Annotated in this window: 15 protein-coding genes and 1 pseudogene; 6 read left to right on the forward strand and 10 right to left on the reverse strand. The window is 64.2% G+C overall.

Annotation, left to right across the window (positions count from 1 at the left end):
• Positions 1–132: 132 nt before the first annotated feature.
• Together ACZ5BO_RS16170 and ACZ5BO_RS16175 are read right to left on the reverse strand one after the other, a co-directional pair.
• Positions 133–639 (reverse strand): GNAT family N-acetyltransferase, encoded by a 507-nt coding sequence (locus ACZ5BO_RS16170; protein WP_464701005.1) that lies wholly within the window; start codon positions 637–639, stop codon positions 133–135.
• Positions 639–1,202, reverse strand: a complete 564-nt coding sequence (locus ACZ5BO_RS16175; protein ID WP_464701007.1) for a GNAT family N-acetyltransferase — start codon at positions 1,200–1,202, stop codon at positions 639–641. The genes ACZ5BO_RS16170 and ACZ5BO_RS16175 overlap by 1 nt, the downstream gene beginning before the upstream one ends.
• A 447-nt stretch (positions 1,203–1,649) precedes the next feature.
• Between ACZ5BO_RS16175 and ACZ5BO_RS16180 the strand changes: the two are divergent.
• The 3 genes and pseudogenes from ACZ5BO_RS16180 to ACZ5BO_RS16190 form a co-directional block, all read left to right on the forward strand.
• Positions 1,650–1,964: pseudogene (locus ACZ5BO_RS16180) on the forward strand (PAS domain-containing protein); the annotation flags it as partial.
• A 51-nt stretch (positions 1,965–2,015) separates the two neighbouring features.
• A complete protein-coding gene (locus tag ACZ5BO_RS16185; protein WP_464701295.1) occupies positions 2,016–3,215 on the forward strand; it encodes a methyl-accepting chemotaxis protein in 1,200 nt (399 codons plus the stop codon).
• A 298-nt stretch (positions 3,216–3,513) separates the two neighbouring features.
• Positions 3,514–4,098, forward strand: a complete 585-nt coding sequence (locus tag ACZ5BO_RS16190; RefSeq protein WP_464701009.1) for a LysE family translocator — start codon at positions 3,514–3,516, stop codon at positions 4,096–4,098.
• A gap of 66 nt (positions 4,099–4,164) precedes the next feature.
• Here ACZ5BO_RS16190 and ACZ5BO_RS16195 read toward each other — a convergent pair whose 3' ends face one another.
• The 5 genes from ACZ5BO_RS16195 to ACZ5BO_RS16215 all read right to left on the reverse strand — a co-directional run bounded on the left by ACZ5BO_RS16195 (position 4,165) and on the right by ACZ5BO_RS16215 (position 9,762).
• Positions 4,165–5,025, reverse strand: a complete 861-nt coding sequence (locus ACZ5BO_RS16195; protein ID WP_464701011.1) for an AraC family transcriptional regulator — start codon at positions 5,023–5,025, stop codon at positions 4,165–4,167.
• Positions 5,026–5,063: 38 nt separating this feature from the next.
• Positions 5,064–5,567 (reverse strand): VOC family protein, encoded by a 504-nt coding sequence (locus tag ACZ5BO_RS16200; protein ID WP_025128310.1) that lies wholly within the window; start codon positions 5,565–5,567, stop codon positions 5,064–5,066.
• Between the two features lie 94 nt (positions 5,568–5,661).
• Positions 5,662–8,142: a TonB-dependent siderophore receptor gene (locus ACZ5BO_RS16205; protein ID WP_464701013.1), complete on the reverse strand. Its 2,481-nt coding sequence runs from the start codon at positions 8,140–8,142 to the stop codon at positions 5,662–5,664.
• Between the two features lie 102 nt (positions 8,143–8,244).
• Positions 8,245–9,222 (reverse strand): FecR domain-containing protein, encoded by a 978-nt coding sequence (locus ACZ5BO_RS16210; RefSeq protein ID WP_464701015.1) that lies wholly within the window; start codon positions 9,220–9,222, stop codon positions 8,245–8,247.
• Positions 9,223–9,228: 6 nt separating this feature from the next.
• Positions 9,229–9,762, reverse strand: a complete 534-nt coding sequence (locus ACZ5BO_RS16215; protein ID WP_025128313.1) for a sigma-70 family RNA polymerase sigma factor — start codon at positions 9,760–9,762, stop codon at positions 9,229–9,231.
• A 312-nt stretch (positions 9,763–10,074) separates the two neighbouring features.
• On the opposite strand from ACZ5BO_RS16215, the gene ACZ5BO_RS16220 reads away from it, so the two are divergent.
• The 3 genes from ACZ5BO_RS16220 to ACZ5BO_RS16230 all read left to right on the forward strand — a co-directional run bounded on the left by ACZ5BO_RS16220 (position 10,075) and on the right by ACZ5BO_RS16230 (position 13,739).
• On the forward strand, positions 10,075–12,162 hold the full coding sequence (locus tag ACZ5BO_RS16220) for a PTS sugar transporter subunit IIC/EAL domain-containing protein (protein WP_464701018.1): 2,088 nt from the start codon (positions 10,075–10,077) through the stop codon (positions 12,160–12,162).
• A 325-nt stretch (positions 12,163–12,487) separates the two neighbouring features.
• A complete protein-coding gene (locus ACZ5BO_RS16225; protein ID WP_464701020.1) occupies positions 12,488–12,673 on the forward strand; it encodes a hypothetical protein in 186 nt (61 codons plus the stop codon).
• Between the two features lie 97 nt (positions 12,674–12,770).
• Positions 12,771–13,739, forward strand: a complete 969-nt coding sequence (locus ACZ5BO_RS16230; protein WP_025128316.1) for a sensor domain-containing diguanylate cyclase — start codon at positions 12,771–12,773, stop codon at positions 13,737–13,739.
• A gap of 46 nt (positions 13,740–13,785) precedes the next feature.
• On the opposite strand, the gene ACZ5BO_RS16235 is transcribed toward ACZ5BO_RS16230, so the two are convergent.
• Genes ACZ5BO_RS16235 through ACZ5BO_RS16245 form a run of 3 tightly spaced genes read right to left on the reverse strand, consistent with a single transcriptional unit; the run spans position 13,786 to position 17,046 of the window.
• Positions 13,786–14,994, reverse strand: a complete 1,209-nt coding sequence (locus tag ACZ5BO_RS16235; RefSeq protein ID WP_464701022.1) for a multidrug effflux MFS transporter — start codon at positions 14,992–14,994, stop codon at positions 13,786–13,788.
• A complete protein-coding gene (locus ACZ5BO_RS16240) occupies positions 14,987–15,964 on the reverse strand; it encodes a diiron oxygenase (protein ID WP_464701024.1) in 978 nt (325 codons plus the stop codon). The genes ACZ5BO_RS16235 and ACZ5BO_RS16240 overlap by 8 nt, the downstream gene beginning before the upstream one ends.
• Positions 15,964–17,046: a SagB family peptide dehydrogenase gene (locus tag ACZ5BO_RS16245; protein ID WP_464701026.1), complete on the reverse strand. Its 1,083-nt coding sequence runs from the start codon at positions 17,044–17,046 to the stop codon at positions 15,964–15,966. The genes ACZ5BO_RS16240 and ACZ5BO_RS16245 overlap by 1 nt, the downstream gene beginning before the upstream one ends.
• Between the last annotated feature and the right edge of the window lie 127 nt (positions 17,047–17,173).

Genomic DNA, 17,173 nt, shown 5'->3' on the forward strand with positions numbered 1-17,173 from the left:
AGCCACACGCACCTGAGCCTTGGCCGGCAGGCCAATGGCGTTGGGGTTGAAGGTGCGGATTGTCGACATGGGGGCTACAGGCTCCGAAATCAGGCGCTCAGTTTTAAGAGTCGGCGCGGCGTTTGTCAATGCTCAGGGCGTGATCGAGGGCAGGGGGCCGGGCCAACGGTACAACGTACAGGGATGGCCCTGGGCAATCACCGACTGCGGGCGCCCGGAGTGCTGGCTCAGGTCGGTCAGCACCCTGCTCCAGAATTGGCGGGCCGGCTGGTTGGCATCGAAATGCATCACTTGCCAGGGGCCCTCCAAGGCCTCGAACAGCTGCTGCACCACTTGCCGCCCGACGCCCTGGCGGCGAAAGCGCCGGGCAATGAACAGGTAGCCCAGGTTGTGCCCGGTGCCGTTGCCGTGTTGCCCATCGACCACGGCAAACCCTGCCAGCTCGCCGGCCACCCACAGCAGAAAAGGGCGGGTCGCTGGGTCGCGCCAGTAGTCGTCCAGGGCCTGGATCGGGTACAGCCCCTGGGGGCCGAGCGCCAATGGCAGCCACTGGCTGAGGTCGTGCAGGTAGAACTGCATGAGGTTGTCCAGGCAGGGCCAAGTGTCGCGGGTGGCCGCTTGCAGTGTGACGGTCTGCATCAGTCGGCGCGCCGTTCCGGGCCGGCCAGGGTCAGGCCATGGTCGTCGGCATCGAGCCGGTACAGCAGGCTTGGGGGCAGGCCGGGAAAATCGTCCAGTTGGCCATTCAGGCTCAGCCCCAGGCGTTCCAGGGCGCGCCTTGAAGGCAGGTTGTCGGGCCTGACCAGGCCGATCACCCAGGGCGCGTGCAGCTCCTCGAAGGCCAACTGCAGCGCGGCCCGGGCCATTTCGCTGGCGTAGCCTTGGCCCCAGGCTTCGGGGCTGAAGCGGAAATACAGGTTGAGCCCGGCCTCATGGCCGAAATGTGCCTGCATGATGCCGCCAAAACCGATGATCTGCCGTGGCCGGTCCAGCCGTTCGATCGCCCAGTAGCCGAAGCCGTAGCGTTGCCAATGGTCAATCCAGCCGTGCAGCTTTTCACCACTGGCGGCGTCGCTGGCCGGCCCGTTGGGGTTGAAGCGATTGGTGTGCGGATCGCCATGAATGGCGCAGACCTGGGGCAGATCGTCCAGGGTCGGTGCCCGTAGCAGCAGGCGGGCAGTGTGGGCAGTGGCAGCGGGCATGGGCGAGGCTCTTGGGCTTGAGGTGTCGGGCAGGATGGCTAACCCGGCCGGGCACGCTGCTGAACGGCCTGCCCGGTGGGCAGAAGGTAGGTGATGAACGGTGGTTTTTCCATCCTGTAGCTCGACAGGCCGGCCGTCGGCAGTGGAAAGGACAGGGCAGGAGCATTCGTTAGTTAGGGTGTTAGTTGCCAGGCTAAGTATTGATTCAAGTCATGGGAAGTTGAAATTGGCGGGCTACCAATCGGCTTGCCTGAAAATATTCATGCGCTGTTTTAAATGGCGTATCTAGACTCGGTTTTCTGGAGGCTGAGTTGCAGTGGGTCATGGCTCGGGAGTTCCGGGGAAGTTCTGCAGGTGCGCAGAAGCTGTCTTCGAATAATCGCAGGATGCGTAAGTCGCTATTTGCTATTGACTGGCAAGCCATTACTTTCCTGCGAGGTTTTTCAGATGAAAAACAATCTCCCGGTGTCTCAGCGTGAGCGGGTGTTCCCTGGCGAACAACGACTTATTTCCGCCACCGATGTTCGCGGCAAGATCACTTACTGCAACGACGAATTTGTCGCGGTCAGTGGTTTCAGCCGGGACGAACTGATTGGCAGCCCCCACAACCTGGTGCGGCATCCGGACATGCCCGAGGCGGTATTCGCCCATATGTGGTCCTACCTCAAGGACGGCAAGAGCTGGATGGGCATCGTCAAGAACCGTTGCAACAACGGTGATCATTATTGGGTCAATGCCTATGTCACCCCGATCTTCAGCCAGGGCGTGATTGCCGGATACGAGTCGGTGCGGGTCAAGCCCGAGCGTGAGCAGGTGGAACGGGCCGGTGCCCTGTACCAGCGCCTGCGCAGCAACAACCTGGCCTTGCCCTGGCGCAACCGGTTGGGCCGCGTCGCTGGTTTTGCCCTGCCGCCGCTGCTGGTCCTGGTCGCCGGTGCCACGGCCTATTGGCTGGGTGGGCCCTGGGCTGCGCTGGCAGTGGCGGTACTCGGCTGTTGCGCGGTGCAGGGTTATGGCATCTACCACACGCGACAGCTGCTCGGGCGTATCAGTTCGGTGTCCCTGGGCAGTTTCGACAGCGAGTTGATTGCCCGCACCTACACCGATGAGCAGGGCCCGGTGGCGAAGCTGCAGATGATTCTGATCAGCGAGTCGGCGAAGATCCGCACCGCCCTCAGCCGCCTGGGAGACTACGCCAACCAGGCCGCTGCCCTGGCCTCCACCAGCAAGAACCTGTCGGCACAGGCCGAGTCGGCCCTGGGCCAGCAGCGGGACGAGGCCGATATGGCGGCCACGGCGATGAACCAGATGGCCTCGTCGATTTCCCAGGTGTCGGTGCATATCCACGACACCGCTTCGGCCGCCGACCAGGTCAACAATCTGACCCAGGTGGGGTCCCAGGAGGCCCGCAAGACCCGGCAGGTGATCGAGAAACTGGCGGACACCGTGGATGCGGTCAGCCATTCGGTGCAGGGCCTGGCCGAGGAAACCCAGTCGATCCAGCAAGCGGCCAACATGATTCACGCCATTGCCGAACAGACCAACCTGCTGGCCCTCAATGCCGCGATCGAGGCGGCCCGAGCCGGGGAGCAAGGGCGCGGTTTCGCGGTGGTGGCCGATGAGGTGCGGGCCCTGGCCTCGAAGACCCGGGAGTCGACCCAGAGCATCCAGCGCATCATCCTCACCTTGCAGGACGTGGCCAGCCGGGCCGTGGAAGTGGCGCGCCAGGGCAGTGTCGAGGCGCGCTCCGGAGTGGCCCAGGTGGTCAGCACCCAAGAGGCCCTGGAAGGCATCAACGCGGCGGTGGAGCGCATTCACCAGATGAGCCAGCAGATGGCCGCCGCTTCCGAACAGCAAGCCCATGTGGCCGAGGAAATCTCCGAGCAAATCACCAACATTGCCCGGGTCTCGGATCAGAACGCGGAGATTGCCGTGCACTCTTCAAGTATCGGGGGGGATCTTGAGTCAACCGCCCTTGAACTTAATGCATTGGTGATCCGCTTTAATAATTGATCGCCAGAGGCAATTTAACAGCAGGTTTTAAATAGCCAATAGATATATTAAAGTGGATGAAAGTGTCCGCTGCTGCTTTGGAAAAGTTTGCGACTTTAGTAGTAGCTTGGCATTCGCAAGTTGCTGTTTGGCGAGGCTGGTCGCTACCGCTCGCTTGCACTTGCAGAGCAGCTGTTGTGCAAGACAGGCACCCTTTTCGGGCACGGACATTGTCGAGGGTGATTTTCTTCAATACGGTTTTACCCGCGCTCCTTAATCTCTCCTGCGGTTGATCCCATCCGAACAAGAGAGGCAAGTGATGAGCGTAGTGTTTTCCATGGCGGCCTTTGCCCTGGCGGCATCCATTACCCCGGGGCCGGTGAACATCGTGGCCCTTGGCAGCGGCGCGCGTTTTGGTTTCAGGGCCAGCCTGCGGCACGTCGGCGGGGCCACGCTGGGGTTCACCCTGTTGCTGGTGCTGATTGGCCTGGGCCTGCACGAACTGCTGCGCCGGTGGCCGCTGCTGACCCAGGGGATTCGTCTGTTCGGCGTGGCGTTCCTGTTGTTCATGGCCTGGAAGCTGGCCCGCGACGACGGCCGACTGGGCACCACAGGCGCACCCCGAGCCCCTTCGGCCTGGTATGGCGCACTGATGCAGTGGCTCAACCCCAAGGCCTGGCTGGCCTGCGTGGCCGGCATGGGGGCCTTTGCCGCCGAGGGCGAGGCCCGCCTGGTGTGGCTGTTCGCGGCGGTGTACCTGGTGATCTGTTACCTGTCGATCGCTTGCTGGGCCTATGCCGGCAGTTGCCTGCGGCACTGGCTGGACAACCCGGCCAGCCTGCGCCTGTTCAACCGCAGCATGGCCGGGCTGCTGGTCGCCAGCGCTGCCTATCTGATGGTGTGAAGGCAGGGGCCGAGCGGCAAGCGGCAAGCTTCAAGCCGTCAGCGGCAAGCAGCAGGTGCTGAGCTTCTAGCGGCACGCTTGCCGCTTGAAGCGGTTCTGCGCTGCTCTGTATTGGCCAGGGGTGGCGGCCAGGTGCTGTTTGAAGGCGCGCTGCAGATGGGCCTGGTCGGCGAAGCCGCTTGCCAGTGCCACTTCGGCGATGGAGGCGCCGTTGCGCAGTTTGGCCTGGGCGAACTGCACTCGCTGGTTGACCAGGTAGGCATGCGGCGAGATGCCGAAGCGTTGCTTGAAGGCCCGGATCAGGTAGGACGCCGAGAGCTGCGCCGCCTGGCAGATGTCCTCCAGCGCCAGGGGTTCGGTGCAGTGCTGGCGGATATACCGCGCGGCCTGCTCAAGCTTGTCAGGGTTGCCGGGCGCGGCCTGCTGCGCGGGGTTCAGGCGCTGCTGCAAGTCACAGAAGAACGCCACTGCACAGCTGTGCTTGTGCAAGGTATCGGCGTGTTCGTCCACCAGGGTCTGATACAGCTGCTCGAGCTCGGCAAACAGCTGCGGATCGTGACAGTGGGTTTCCTGGAACGGGCGAAAGCCCAGGTCGGTGCTCACGCCCAGCTCGTGCTGCAGGCGGGTCAGCCAGGGCGTATCGACATAGAGCATGCGATAGGACCAGGGCTGGTCGTCGATGGGGTTGCAGGCATGCACCACGCCGGGGTTCATCAGCACCACGGTGCCGGCGCTGACCCGCCACTGCGCTTGCCCACTGAGGTAGGTGCTGTGGCCGGCGGTAATGCAGCCGATGGAGAACTGTTGGTGGGCGTGGCGGCTGTAGCAGACCTGCCGTCCGTCGGCGATGGAGCGGGCCTCGATGAACGGCAGGCTCGGGTCGCGCCAGAAGCGCGGCGCTTGATCGGCGGGCAGGGTGGTGTTCATCGGCAGCTGTCCATCGTTACGGGGCTGGCACGAGTGTATTACCCCTTGGCGTCGAAGGCTCGTTGCAGGCGTTCGACATCCAGCTTTTTCATCTGCAGCAAAGCTTCCATCACCCGTTGCGAGCGGCTTGGGTCGGGGTCGCACATCATCTGCGCCAGGCTCTGGGGCACGATCTGCCAGGACAGGCCGAAGCGGTCCTTGAGCCAGCCGCACTGCTGTGCCTGCAGCGGGCCACCGAAGCCCAGGGCATGCCAGTAGTGATCCAGTTCGGCCTGGGTCCGGCAGTGCACTTGCAGTGATATCGCTTCGTTGAAAGTGAATGCCGGACCGCCATTGAGAGCGGTGAAGGCCTGGCCGTCGAGTTCAAAGACCACGCTCATCACCGAGCCTTCGGGGCGCCCATGGAATTCGACGCCGGCCTTGCCGTAATGGCTGACGTGGGTGATGCGCGAGCGTTCGAACACCGAGCAGTAGAACTGCGCGGCTTCTTGCGCCTGATGGTCGAACCACAGGCAGGGGGTGATGGTTTGAATGCGTTGCATGGTGTCGGTCCTCTGCGGGTTGATCACGCTTGAACAAGCGTAGTCAACCCGGGAACCGCCCGGCGCACCGCAGATCGGTGCGCCGCGGCCGGCTTCAGAAATCCCAGCGAGTGGCCAGTTGCAGGCTGCGCGGCTCGCCGTAGAAACCGGTGCCGAAGTTGCCGAGGCCGGTGTAGTACTGCTTGTTGAACAGGTTCTTGACGTTGAGGGTCGAGCTCAGGTGCTGGTTGAACTGGTAGCGGGCCATGGCATCCACCAGGAAGTAGCTGTCCTGGGTGATCCGCGAATCGTGCCCGCCATTCACCGGATCGCTGGGGTCGGGCTGGAACACATTGCCGAAGAACTCGCTCTGCCAGTTGACCCCGCCGCCCAGGGTCAGCTTGTCCCAGGCACCGGGCAGGCGGTAGGAGCTGAACAGCCGCGCGGTTTGCTGCGGGGCGGTGGTCTGCAACACCGATCCGTAGACGTAGCCGCCCCGGGCGTCGCGAGTGTGGTTGTAGCTGTAGCCGGCGGAGAGGTTCCAGCCGTCGAGGATTTCCCCGGCCAACTCCACTTCGAAGCCCTTGGTGGTGGCGCCTTTGGTGGGGCGGTAGACGGCATCGCTAGCAAAGCCGCTGACCAGTTGTGCGACGTTGTCCTGTTCAATGCGCAACACCGCGAAGCTGGCATTGACTCGGCCGTCCAGGTATTCGGCCTTGATCCCGGCTTCGTAGCTGTTGCCTTCCACCGGGTCCAGCAGCTTGCCGTTGATGTCCTTGCTCATCTGCGGCTGGTAGATGCTGGTGTAGCTGGTGTAGACCGAGTAGTTGTCGTTGAGGTCGTAGACCAGGCCGGCGTAGGGCGTGACCACCCCGGTCTGGTGGTAGCGGGTGCGGACATCGGCCTGGGTCGGGTCCAGGTAGGTGGTGTTGTCGATGCCCTTGAAGTCGCTGACCCGGGTGCCGAGGATCAGCGCCAGGTCATCGCTGGGCTTGAGGCGGGTGGCCAGGTAGGCGCCGGTCTGGCGCTGGAGGAGGTCGGTGTCGCCGATCTTCGGGATGTCCGGCTTGGCGAACTCGCCACGCCAGTCGTAGATGCTCGAGCCGAGCATGGGGTAGACCGAGCCGTGCACCGGGATGTCCTGCTTGGCGTTCATCACCATGAAGCCAGCGATCAGTTCGTGCTCGCGGCCCAACAGGCTGAAGGGGCCGCGCAGGTTGAGGTCGAGGTTGTCCTGTACCTGGTCGCCCTTGAACTTGCCCATGTACATGAACATGCCGTTGCCGCCGGCCGGGTCCGGGTTGCCGCCGCTGGCCGAGCCGAGGAAGGTGTCGTGCTGGCGCCGCTTGCGGTCGTAGCTGACCTTGAGTGTCCAGTCATTGGCCAGTTTCTGCTCCAGGGAGGCGAACAGGGTCTGGTTCTTGAAATCGCGCCGGCTCCAGTCGGTGGCCGGGTTGAAGGAGCGGGAGAAATCGGTGCGCGCGCCGTTGCTGAAGTACATCGGGAAGCCGGTCCAGGTCGCGCCCCGGGAGCGGGTGTTCTGCTGGTCGAGGCCGAAGGTCAGCAGAGCGTCCGGGGTCAGGTCGACTTCGAGGATGCCGTAGGCGATGTCCTTGGTGTTCTGGTAGTGATCGAGGTAGGAACTGCGGTCCTGGTAGACCCCGACAAAGCGCCCGCGGACGTTGCCGCTCTCGGTCAGCGGCCCGGAGATGTCGCCTTCGCTGCGGTAGTTGTCCCAGGAGCCGGCGGTGCCGGTGACCGAGGCCTTGAATGCCCGGGTGGGGCGCTTGCGAATCAGGTTGACGGTGGCCGAGGGATCGCCCGAGCCGGTCATCAGGCCGGTGGCGCCCTTGATGATTTCCACCCGGTCGAAGGTGGCCATGTCGGTGCTGGTGGTGCCGTAGTCGTAGACCCCGTCGTAGGTCGAGTTGACTCCGTCGTACTGGAAGTTGGTGATCGGCATGCCGCGGCTGGAGAACTCCCAGCGCTCGCTGTCGTAGTTCTGCACGCTGACCCCGGGGGCGCGGCGCAGGGTATCGGCGATGCTGGTGCTGCCCTGGTCGTCCATCTGCTGGCGGGTGATCACCGTCACCGTCTGCGGGGTTTCCCGCAGCGACAGGCTCAGGCCGGTGGCCGAGGCGCTGGCGCCGGTGGTGTAGGAGTGGCTGTCCTCGGTGATTGCCCCCAGGCCCTGGGCGGAAACCTGGGTGGTGCCCAGTTGCAGCGAGCCACTGCCGGCCGGCAGGGCTTGCAGCACGTAGCCGCCGGCGACGGCCTGGGCCTGCAGGCCAGAGTTGCGCAGCAACTGTTGCAGGGCTTGCGCGACGCTGTACTGGCCCTGCAGTCCTGGGCTCTGCTTGCCGGCGGCGAGGTCGTTGTGGCCGGCGACGAACACGCCGCTCTGTTCAGCGAAGCGGTTGAGCACCGTGACCAGGGGGCCGGGGCCGATGTTGTAGCTGTGCGGCGCGGCGTCCGCCTGCCGGCCGCCGGGGGCGTCGGCTGCGTGGGACCAGGGAGCGGGCAGGCACAGCAGGGCGCTGCACAGGGTCAGGGGGCGCAACGACTGACGCAGGCGGTGACGACGGGGTGTTGGCATGGGGTTCCCTTGTGGCTCGGCAATGTGAGGGCTGTTGCCGGGTTAACCGAAGCAGAATCAGCAAAGGGAACCGCTGCCTGAAAATAAATCGAGCAGGGTCGTTCAGCCTCGGGGTTCCAGGGTCACCCACCAGGACGCCAGGCGCTTGACCCGCACCGGCAAGGCCGCCTCCAGCAACCCCAGGGCGCGGTCGGAATCGTGCAGGGGGAAGGCCCCCATCACCGGCAGGCGGGCAATGTCCGGGCTGCACCCCAGGTGACCGGGGCGATAGCGTCCGAGCTCGTCGAGCAACTGCTCCAGGGGCAGGTTGTCGGCCAGCAGCAGGCCCCGGCTCCAGGCTTCGCGGGCAGCGCTGGCGCTGTCCAGCGGGTCAAACCCGGCGGCGCCAAACAGCAGTTGCTGGCCGGCCTCGACCCGCTGCGAACGGCTGCCATCGAGGCTGCGTACCTCCACGGCGCCGGCATAGACATTGAGCAGGGTCCGGGCGGTTTCCCGGCGCACACTGAAACGGGTGCCCAGGGCCTGCAGGCGACCGTGTTCGGTATCGACCAGGAAGGGCCGCAGCGGGTCCTTTGCGGTGTCGATGAGGATTTCCCCCTGATGCAGCAGCACCCGCCGCTGTTCGGCGTTGTAGCGCACATCCACTGCGCTCAGGGCGTTGAGCCACAGCTGGGTGCCGTCGCTGAGGCGGGTGTCGCGTACCTCGCCGGTGCCGGTGGCGTAGTCCGCCCGCCAGCGGCCCAGCGCCTGGGGCAGCGGGGTTGCGCGCCAGGTGCCCCAGCCCAGGCCGACCAGCAGCAGGGCGCCGAGTACCTGGCGCCGGCCCAGGGGCGGGCGCCGGGTGTCGCTCAGGGCCCGGCCGGCGGCGCCTTGGGCGTTGGCGTCCTGCAACGGCAGCAGGCGCTGGCTGACCCGTTGCACATAGCCCCAGGCCTGGCGGTGTTCCGGGTGCTGGTCGATCCAGGCCTGCCAATGATGGCGCTGTTCATCGCTGACGTTTTCGTCCTGCAGCTGTACATACCAGTTCGCCGCCTGTTGCAGGCTGGCGTGACTGAGCCGGCCGCCGTGTTGATCGCCCATGCCGGGTCACTCCACCAGCAGGCCGTCGAGCTCGGCCTCGAGCAGTGCGCAATGCACCAGGGCCTGGGCCAGGTACTTCTTCACCATGCGTTCCGACACCCCCAGTTCTTCGGCAATTGCCTTGTAGGGACGACCGTGCAGTTGGGCGAGGATAAAGGCTGCCCGCACCCGTTGGGGCAGGCGGTTGAGCATGGCATCCACTTCATGCAGGGTCTCGACGATGATCGCTCGCTGCTCCAGCGAAGGCTGCACGGCGGGCGGACAGGCCGCCAGTGCCCGCAACCAGGCCTGTTCCAGCTGGCGGCGGCGCCAGTGATCGATGCACAAGCCGCGGGCGATGGTCGCCAGGTAGGAGCGTTGGTGGACCTCGTCCTGGAGGTCCGGCGGGCGCTTGAGCACACGCACGAAGATCTCGTGGGCCAGGTCGGCGGCATCCCAGGCGTGGCCGAGGCGGCGTCGCAACAGTTCGTAGAGCCAGTGGTGATGGGCGTCGTAGAGGCTGTGAACCGGGCAGGGGCGGGCGGATGGCGTGGAGGGCAAGGGCGGGATCCGGTGGCGGGCTTGGGTGTAAATGGGAATTGATCGCGATTAAAGCAAAAGCCCTTGAGCCCTGCAAATGATATCGATTCGCCATTGTCGTGGTGCGGGGCCCGGGCAGGCGGGGCGACGACGGGATCAAGTCCTGGGCAGCGGGGACGATAAAACACAGAGCAATCGAACATTCAGCGCTTGCTGGCGGAGGTTTCTTCAGTGGTATCTTCGCCTGCATCCCCTGTTGACGGTCGGGTGCCGCCAGGTTGTGGCGGGGATCAACTGCGGGGTAACGACGTGCAGTAGCAGGGGGAGAGGCTCATGCGGCAACTGGGGTTCAAGCTGTTTTTCACCCACCGCCTGGCGTTGCTGGCGGGTGCCGAGTCGTTGCGTTCGATACGCGAGGGCCTGCTCTGGCTGTTGCCGAGCCTGCTGGTGTCGGCGGTGTTCCTGATCCTCGCTCAATGTGCCCAGGCCCTGGGTGCCCCCAGCGCCGTGGTGGAGCTGCTGACGGGCCTGCACCAGCGGATCAGCTCGATCATTCCGCTGTTGGTGGCGGCCTCCATCGGCTACATGCTGGCGATCCAGCACCGCCTGCCGCAACTGCCGGTGGCCTTCCTCTGCCTGTCCCATGTGGTGATCGCCATCTACCTGATGCGCGACTACCCGCTGGCCTCGGCCACCTTCATTCTGTTCATCGCCATCGCTTCGCCCCTGGTCAATGTGCCGGCCGTGGCCTGGCTGCATCGCCGGCGCTGGACCCGGCTGGTGGACGAAGGGCTGGTGGGGCACAACCTCAAGGGCACCATCAACATGGTGCTGCCGGGGCTGCTGACCTCCCTGGTGCTGGTCTGCGTGCTGCAACTGCTGTTGCAGATCCATGATTTTGCCTACATCCAGCGGCCGATGGACATCGATAGCCTGGACAGCTCATACCTGCACGCGATCATTCTCACCTCGACCAATTCGCTGCTGTGGTTCTTCGGCATCCATGGCACCTACGCCATGCAGCCGTTGATGGCGGTGATGGACCAGGCGGTGCTCCTCAACGCCGCGGACCACGTCGCCGGCCAGCCGCTGCGCTTTGCCCTCAACAGCGGCTTGCTGGGCTGCTTCGCCTTCATTGGCGGCTCCGGCGGGTCCCTGGCACTGGTGCTGGCGATCCTCGGTTTTTCCAAGAGCCGTTCCATGCGCCTGCTGGCCGTGGCGAGCCTGCCGCTGTCGCTGTTCAACGTCAACGAACTGCTGCTGTTCGGCCTGCCGATCATCCTCAACCCGCGGTTGCTGGTGCCTTTCATACTGGTGCCGGTGGTCAACGCCTGCCTGGCGTTGCTGGTGGTGCAGCTCGGCTGGGTGAGCCCGGCGCTGGTCAGCGTGCCCTTTACCTCGCCGGTGCTGCTCAACGCCTACCTGAGCACCCAGGGCGACTGGGGCGCGGTGCTCTTGCAAGGGGGGCTGCTGGCGGTCGGGACCTTGATCTACATGCCTTATGTGCGCAGCATCCAGCGCCAGGGCGAACGCGCCCAGCAGGTTTACCTGAAGACCTTCGACACCACCTTTCGCGGGCTGGAGGAGCGCGGCCGGCTGTTCGAGCTGGACCCGATGGCCACCTCCTACAAGCTGGCGGCCCAGCAGGCCTTGCAGCTGGCGCGCATCCAGCAGTTGAGCGAGTACGACTTCCATCTGGAGTATCAGCCCCAGGTGGCCAAGGACAGCGGGCTGTGCACCGGTTGCGAGGCGTTGATGCGCGCCCGTGACCGCGAGGGCCAGGTGCAGTCGCCCTGGGAGTTGCTGCAGTGGCTGGGCCAGGCCGGGCTGATGCCCGAGGTGGACTTCTGGGTCGCTTCCCAGGCGGTGCGCCAGCACCTGGCCTGGCGCAAGATCGGTTTCGAGCTGCCCATCACCATCAATGTGTCCAGCGCGACCCTGGCGTCGGCGGAGCATGGCCGGCGCCTGCTGGAGATCCTTGCCCGGGCCCATGGACAGGTCTCGGTGGAGATCACCGAGGATGCCCTGGTGGGGGACGCGGTACAGACCCAGCAGTGGATCGACAAACTGCATGCCCAGGGCGCCCGGGTCTATCTGGATGATTTTGGCACCGGCTTTTCCGCCCTGAGCTACCTGCACCAGTTCGCCGTGGACGGGATCAAGATCGACCGCAGCTTCGTCCTCGCGCAGCGCGAGCCCAAGGGCGCCCAGGTGCTGAACGGCCTGCTGCGGTTCTGCGAGACCCTCAAGCTCAAGGTGGTGGTGGAAGGGGTGGAGACCCGTGAGCAACTGGACTTCCTGCAGTCCAGTTCGCAGTTGATCATCCAGGGCTGGTACTACAGCAAGTCATTGCCCGGGGAGCAGATTCCCGGGTTCGTCAGCCAGCGGGCTCGTGATGCTCTGGCGGCCAGCGCCGACTGAGCCCGGGGCGCTGGCATCGCCGCCGATCCTGGCCCTGCAGTTTTCACTCGCTGCGGCTTGACTGCCTGGTAGTCGTATTGACCTTTTACTGGCTCTTTATGACTCTTGGCGGTCGTGGTCATAAAGACCCGGCAAGGCGCTCATGCCCGATTGGCCTGGGGCGCCACGCTGGCATGGAACCTGATAGCTAACCTGGGCCACTGATTGGCCAAGGAGTGCTGAAGATGATCCGCTACTGCAATTTGCTCTTCACTGTGCAAGGGGAGCGCCGCCTGTGAGCCTGTCTGAACGCTGACGGCAATGGGCCGGACAGCCACTGTGGAGCTTGGGCTTCAGGCCGTTTTTCCTCGCCGGCAGCGGTTTTGCCTGCCTTGCCCAGGTTATCTGGGGCCTGTGGCTGCATGGCGCCTGGAGCAGCCTGGGGCTGGGCCTTTCGGCCTTGCTGGGCGGGCTGGCGTTCGCCGTGTTCGTCGCTGGTTATGCGCGGATTCTGCTCACCGCGCGGCTCTGAGAGTGAGGCCGTGACAGGGCTCCCGGCCTGGGGCGGGAGCCGTGGTGATGAGTATTTTGGACTACGCTTGCGGTCTAAACCGCGAACGGAGTCAGCGATGTTGTACCCAAGCAAACCCAACAATGAGGCCCTGCGGATCCAGACCCTGCGGGAGCTGAATGTCCTCGATACCTCACCGGAAGAGCGTTTCGACCGCCTGACGCGCCTGGCCAAGCGCCTGTTCAATGTTCCCATCGCCCTGGTCAGCCTGGTGGACGGCGACCGGCAATGGTTCAAGTCCTGTGTGGGGCTGGAGGCCAGCGAGACCCCGCGGGACATTTCGTTCTGCGGCCATGCGATCCTCGGCGACCAGATCCTCACGGTGTGCGACGCCGAGCAGGACGAGCGCTTCCATGACAACCCGCTGGTGGTCGGCGACCCGAAGATCCGCTTCTATGCCGGCTGCCCGCTGACCGTAGCCAATGGCAGCAAGCTGGGCACCTTGTGCCTGATCGATCTCAAGCCGCGCAACCTGGATGACGAGGAGCGAGCGCTGTTGCGCGACCTGGCGCGGATGGCCGAGCAGGAACTGGCCGCGGTCCAGATGGCCAGCATGGATGAGCTGACCCTGCTGTCCAACCGCCGTGGTTTCGAGGCCCTGGCCCGCCACGCCCTGGGGGTCTGCAAGCGCCTGGAGAAACCGGCCACCCTGCTGTTCTTCGACCTCAATGACTTCAAGCAGATCAACGACAGCTACGGTCACGCCGAAGGCGATGGGGCACTCAAGACCTTTGCCGATGTACTGCGCATCGCCTTTCGCGAGAGCGACGTGATCGGACGCCTGGGCGGTGACGAGTTCGTTGCCCTGTTGACCGCCGCCGACCATGTCGAGACCTCGGCGATCATGGCGCGCCTGCGGGAAATTCTCGACGAGCGCAATGCCACCTTGAAGCGCGGCTACGACATTCGTTTCAGCGTGGGCCAGATCGAGTACGACGCCGAGCGTCATCCGGATGTCGAGTCGCTGCTGGCCGATGCGGACAAGGCCATGTACCTGCACAAGCAGGCCTTGAAGAAAGCCCACTAGGCAGGGGCGCGCCCTCGGCCAAGGGCGGCCGGGGGCGGGCCTGGCGCTAGGCCAGGCTGGCCACCCTGGCGCGACGGTTGATGCTGGCATTGAGCGCCAGGCCGGCACTGCTCAGGACCACGAAGCTCAAGGCCAGGGTCGACTGCAGGTCATAGGGGCTGAGGTTGACCAGGGCGCTGATCAGGCCGCCGCTGATAAAGATCAGGGTATTGCCCGCCGAGGCCGAGGTCCCGGCGTACTCGGCGAACAGCTCCATGGCCCTGGAGGTGGCTGCCGGGCGGGTGATGGTGGTGCCCGCGGTGCAGATGATCATGGGCACCAGCACCGTGGCCGGGGTCAGGCCGTACAGGCTTGCCAGCAACGCCATGGTCAATCCGGCGAAGAGAATCAGGCACAGCCCGGTGACGATCTGTGTGGTCGATGGCATGCGCTTGTTCAGCACCCCGGCCAGCGTGCCGCCCAGCACATAGGCCGCGCCATAGAGCAACAGCGTCAGGGAGAACTGGTAGCTGTCCATCTGCAACTGTTCCATGAAGATCAGCGGCGAGACCACGATGAAGGAAAAGTGGCAGGCAAAGACGATGGCGCAAATCAGCCAGTAGGCCATGAAGCTGAAGTGGCTGCAGAGTTGGCGGTAGGCCTTGAACACCTGGATGCGCTGGGTTGCCAGGGGGCGCGGGGGATTGTCCAGCGACACCAGGGCCTTCAGGAACACCAGCGCGGCCAGGGCGCTGAAGATATAGAAGCTGCCTGGCCAGTCCAGCCACTCCTGCAGCAAGGTGCCGGCCAGCGGCGAGAGGGAAATGCACACCCCGCTGGCCGTCACCATGAGGATCCGCAGGCGGTCGCGCTCCTGGCCGACGAAGAGGTCCTGGACCAGGGCCTGGGACAGCACGAAACAGCCGCAGCCTACGGCCTGGACCACCCGGAACAGCAGGAAATACCCGTAGTCCGTGGCCCACACGCAACCCAATGCTCCGGCTATCGCCACCGCCATTCCCGCCAGCAGCAGGTTCTTGCGGCCCAGGGCATCGGACAGGGGACCGATCAGCAGTTGCGACAGGGAGATGCCGACGGCAAACAGGCTGACGGACAAGGCGATGTCCGAAGGGGTGGTGCCAAAGTGCCGGGACAAGGAGGGGAAGGAGGGCAGCACGACGTCGATGGGGAACACGCCGAGCATGACCATGGCCATCAGCAGCATGACGGCGCCGACCTTGCTGCTCGTGGATGGACGCGCCTTGGTTTCAGGCATCGATCAGTCCTGCCTGGCTGAACAGCGCGTAATGCGCCTGTTCCTCGAAGAAACCGGCGCGTTTCATCGCCAGCAGTGTGGCTGCGGCGCTGGAGCGGGCTCGCTGCGCGCGGGCCTCGGGCTGCTGCAACTGGTTCACGATGTCCCGGGCCTGGGTGCTGGAGAGGCCCACGCTGGTCAGGCTGGCTTCCAGCCAGGGCTCGTCCACCTCGGAAAAGATCATGATGATCTCGATCAACTGGCGCGCCGAATCTTCCTGCTGGCCGGCAGCGAGCCTGGGCCACAGGTACTGGAACACCTCGGAAAAATAGCGGCTGTGGCGCGCCTCGTCCTCAAGGTGCTCCCTGAACATCTGGTACACGGTGCTGACCAACCCCTGGTCGCTGAGGCTCAGCAGTTCCTTGGCAATGATCGTTTCCGATACGAAACCGATCAGGAACCACAGCAGCGGACGCCCCTGGTCATGGCTGGCGGCCAGCCGTTCCAGCAGCAGGCGGATGCGCTTGGGCGGCGAATCCCAGGCGGCCATGCGGTAGTAGTCCGCGACCTGCTCGGCCAGCTTGAAGGAGAACAGCGCGTGGTAGCCCTCATCGGTGTACAGCTGCAACGCCGCGATCTTCATGGCCTGTGGCAAGTGCAAGGGCAGCTCGTCGTGGATCAGGGTCTGCACCGAGCGGTTGACGACCTTGTGCTCCAGCAGTGTCGTGTAGTTGAGGAAGTACACCAGGTGATTGGCCGCCAGGCGTTGTTGCACGGCGCGCGATGCCTGTTGAATGGCCGGGTGTTTGAAGTAGTGGATAAAGGCTGGCGGGAACCAGTCTTTGCTTATTAGTTGTTGTTGGATTTCAGGGGGCGCTGGAAGTTGATAGCTGCTCTTCTTGCTGCGCACCGCGGAACGATTATCCCAATCACCCAAGGTCCAGTGGCGATGTGTGGACGACGGGTTTTCGGGCATGTTCCAAGTTGCCATTATTGTTCTTGCTCCTGATCGGCTATTAGCGCCCTCAGTTCCTTGCATTGTGCTTGTCCGTCGCTGTAGCCGCTGCCGACGAAGAACAACGGTTGTTCTGCCGAGTTGTCCAGCCCCAGCAGTTGTTCTACTTGTTCATCATTGAATGCCCCGGTCAGCCAAGTGCCCAGCCCCAGGTCCGTTGCGGCCAGCTGGAAGGTCTGGGAGATATGCCCGGCTTCCACATAGGCCATGCGGTAGGCGCGCGAATGTTCGTACTTCCACCATAACTTGTCAAAGCGGGCGGTGATGAAAAGCCCCATGGGCAAGTCATTGATGAAGTGCTGCCCGGCCAGCAGCAACCCCAGCGGTTGGTTGGGCAGCGAGTGGACCCACTGCAAGGCATGCAGTTGCGAATGGTAGAAGTAGATCCCGGGTGTCAGGCCTTCGACCCGGGCGGCATAGACGTAGCCCTCGCAGGCATTCAGGCCACCGCCGGAAGGGCTGGCGCGCCTGGCCCGCAGCGTTTCTGGAGCGCTCTCGTCCGGATCCGCCTGGCGTTCCCGGAGGTAGCCCAGGGACAGGTAGAGCAGGTTGCCGAGGTCTTCCAGGGCCATGGGCCGGGTGTGGAAGGAACGTGAGGTCTTGCGCTTGAGCAGGACCTGGGCCAGGGCGTTGCCGGTGTTTTCCAGCAATGGTGCCGGCAACTCGATCAGCTCGGCCGGGCTGGCCTGGTCGAAGCGCTCGGTGGGCGGCTGGGTGTCGAGCACCTGCTGGCAATGCTCAAGGTACAGCGCCGACCATTCATGGATGTCCTTGGGGAGCTGTTCGAAGGGCAGGTTCTTGGTGCCGACATGGAAGATCCTCGACAGTTCGTCCCAGCCCCATTCGGGCTCGGCAAACGGCTCTGCGGACAAGAGCCCGGCGGCGAGGAATGCGCCATCGATTTCATCAGCGCCATCAAATAAGGCGGGGTCTTCCACAAGTTGTATCAGGCGTGTGGAATAGGATGCATCCAGTTCGTACTGAGTGTGCTCCTTATAGTTCCAGACGATAGTGAAAGGCGGGCGCGCAATAATGAAGAAGTTTGGGTTTATATGCATTGTTGTTGATAGCCCTGAACTTTGCCTGAAGATGGGGCTGGAGGATGTAGCACTCCAGCCCATCCACTACTTCACTTAGCGGGATTTAGCCGCAGTGAGGCAGTTCAGGTTGGCGATTTTTTTCGAT

It is taken from the genome of Pseudomonas sp. FFPRI_1 (assembly GCF_055384485.1).

Excerpts from the sequence above, each read along its gene's own strand:
- ACZ5BO_RS16195 (WP_464701011.1), bottom strand. The coding sequence starts at position 5,025 with ATGAACACCACCCTGCCCGCCGATCAAGCGCCGCGCTTCTGGCGCGAC.
- ACZ5BO_RS16220 (WP_464701018.1), top strand. The coding sequence starts at position 10,075 with ATGCGGCAACTGGGGTTCAAGCTGTTTTTCACCCACCGCCTGGCGTTG.
- ACZ5BO_RS16210 (WP_464701015.1), bottom strand. The coding sequence starts at position 9,222 with ATGGGCGATCAACACGGCGGCCGGCTCAGTCACGCCAGCCTGCAACAG.
- ACZ5BO_RS16245 (WP_464701026.1), bottom strand. The coding sequence starts at position 17,046 with ATGCATATAAACCCAAACTTCTTCATTATTGCGCGCCCGCCTTTCACT.
- ACZ5BO_RS16235 (WP_464701022.1), bottom strand. The coding sequence starts at position 14,994 with ATGCCTGAAACCAAGGCGCGTCCATCCACGAGCAGCAAGGTCGGCGCC.
- ACZ5BO_RS16170 (WP_464701005.1), bottom strand. The coding sequence starts at position 639 with ATGCAGACCGTCACACTGCAAGCGGCCACCCGCGACACTTGGCCCTGC.
- ACZ5BO_RS16190 (WP_464701009.1), top strand. The coding sequence starts at position 3,514 with ATGAGCGTAGTGTTTTCCATGGCGGCCTTTGCCCTGGCGGCATCCATT.
- ACZ5BO_RS16240 (WP_464701024.1), bottom strand. The coding sequence starts at position 15,964 with ATGGCAACTTGGAACATGCCCGAAAACCCGTCGTCCACACATCGCCAC.
- ACZ5BO_RS16230 (WP_025128316.1), top strand. The coding sequence starts at position 12,771 with ATGTTGTACCCAAGCAAACCCAACAATGAGGCCCTGCGGATCCAGACC.
- ACZ5BO_RS16205 (WP_464701013.1), bottom strand. The coding sequence starts at position 8,142 with ATGCCAACACCCCGTCGTCACCGCCTGCGTCAGTCGTTGCGCCCCCTG.
- ACZ5BO_RS16200 (WP_025128310.1), bottom strand. The coding sequence starts at position 5,567 with ATGCAACGCATTCAAACCATCACCCCCTGCCTGTGGTTCGACCATCAG.
- ACZ5BO_RS16175 (WP_464701007.1), bottom strand. The coding sequence starts at position 1,202 with ATGCCCGCTGCCACTGCCCACACTGCCCGCCTGCTGCTACGGGCACCG.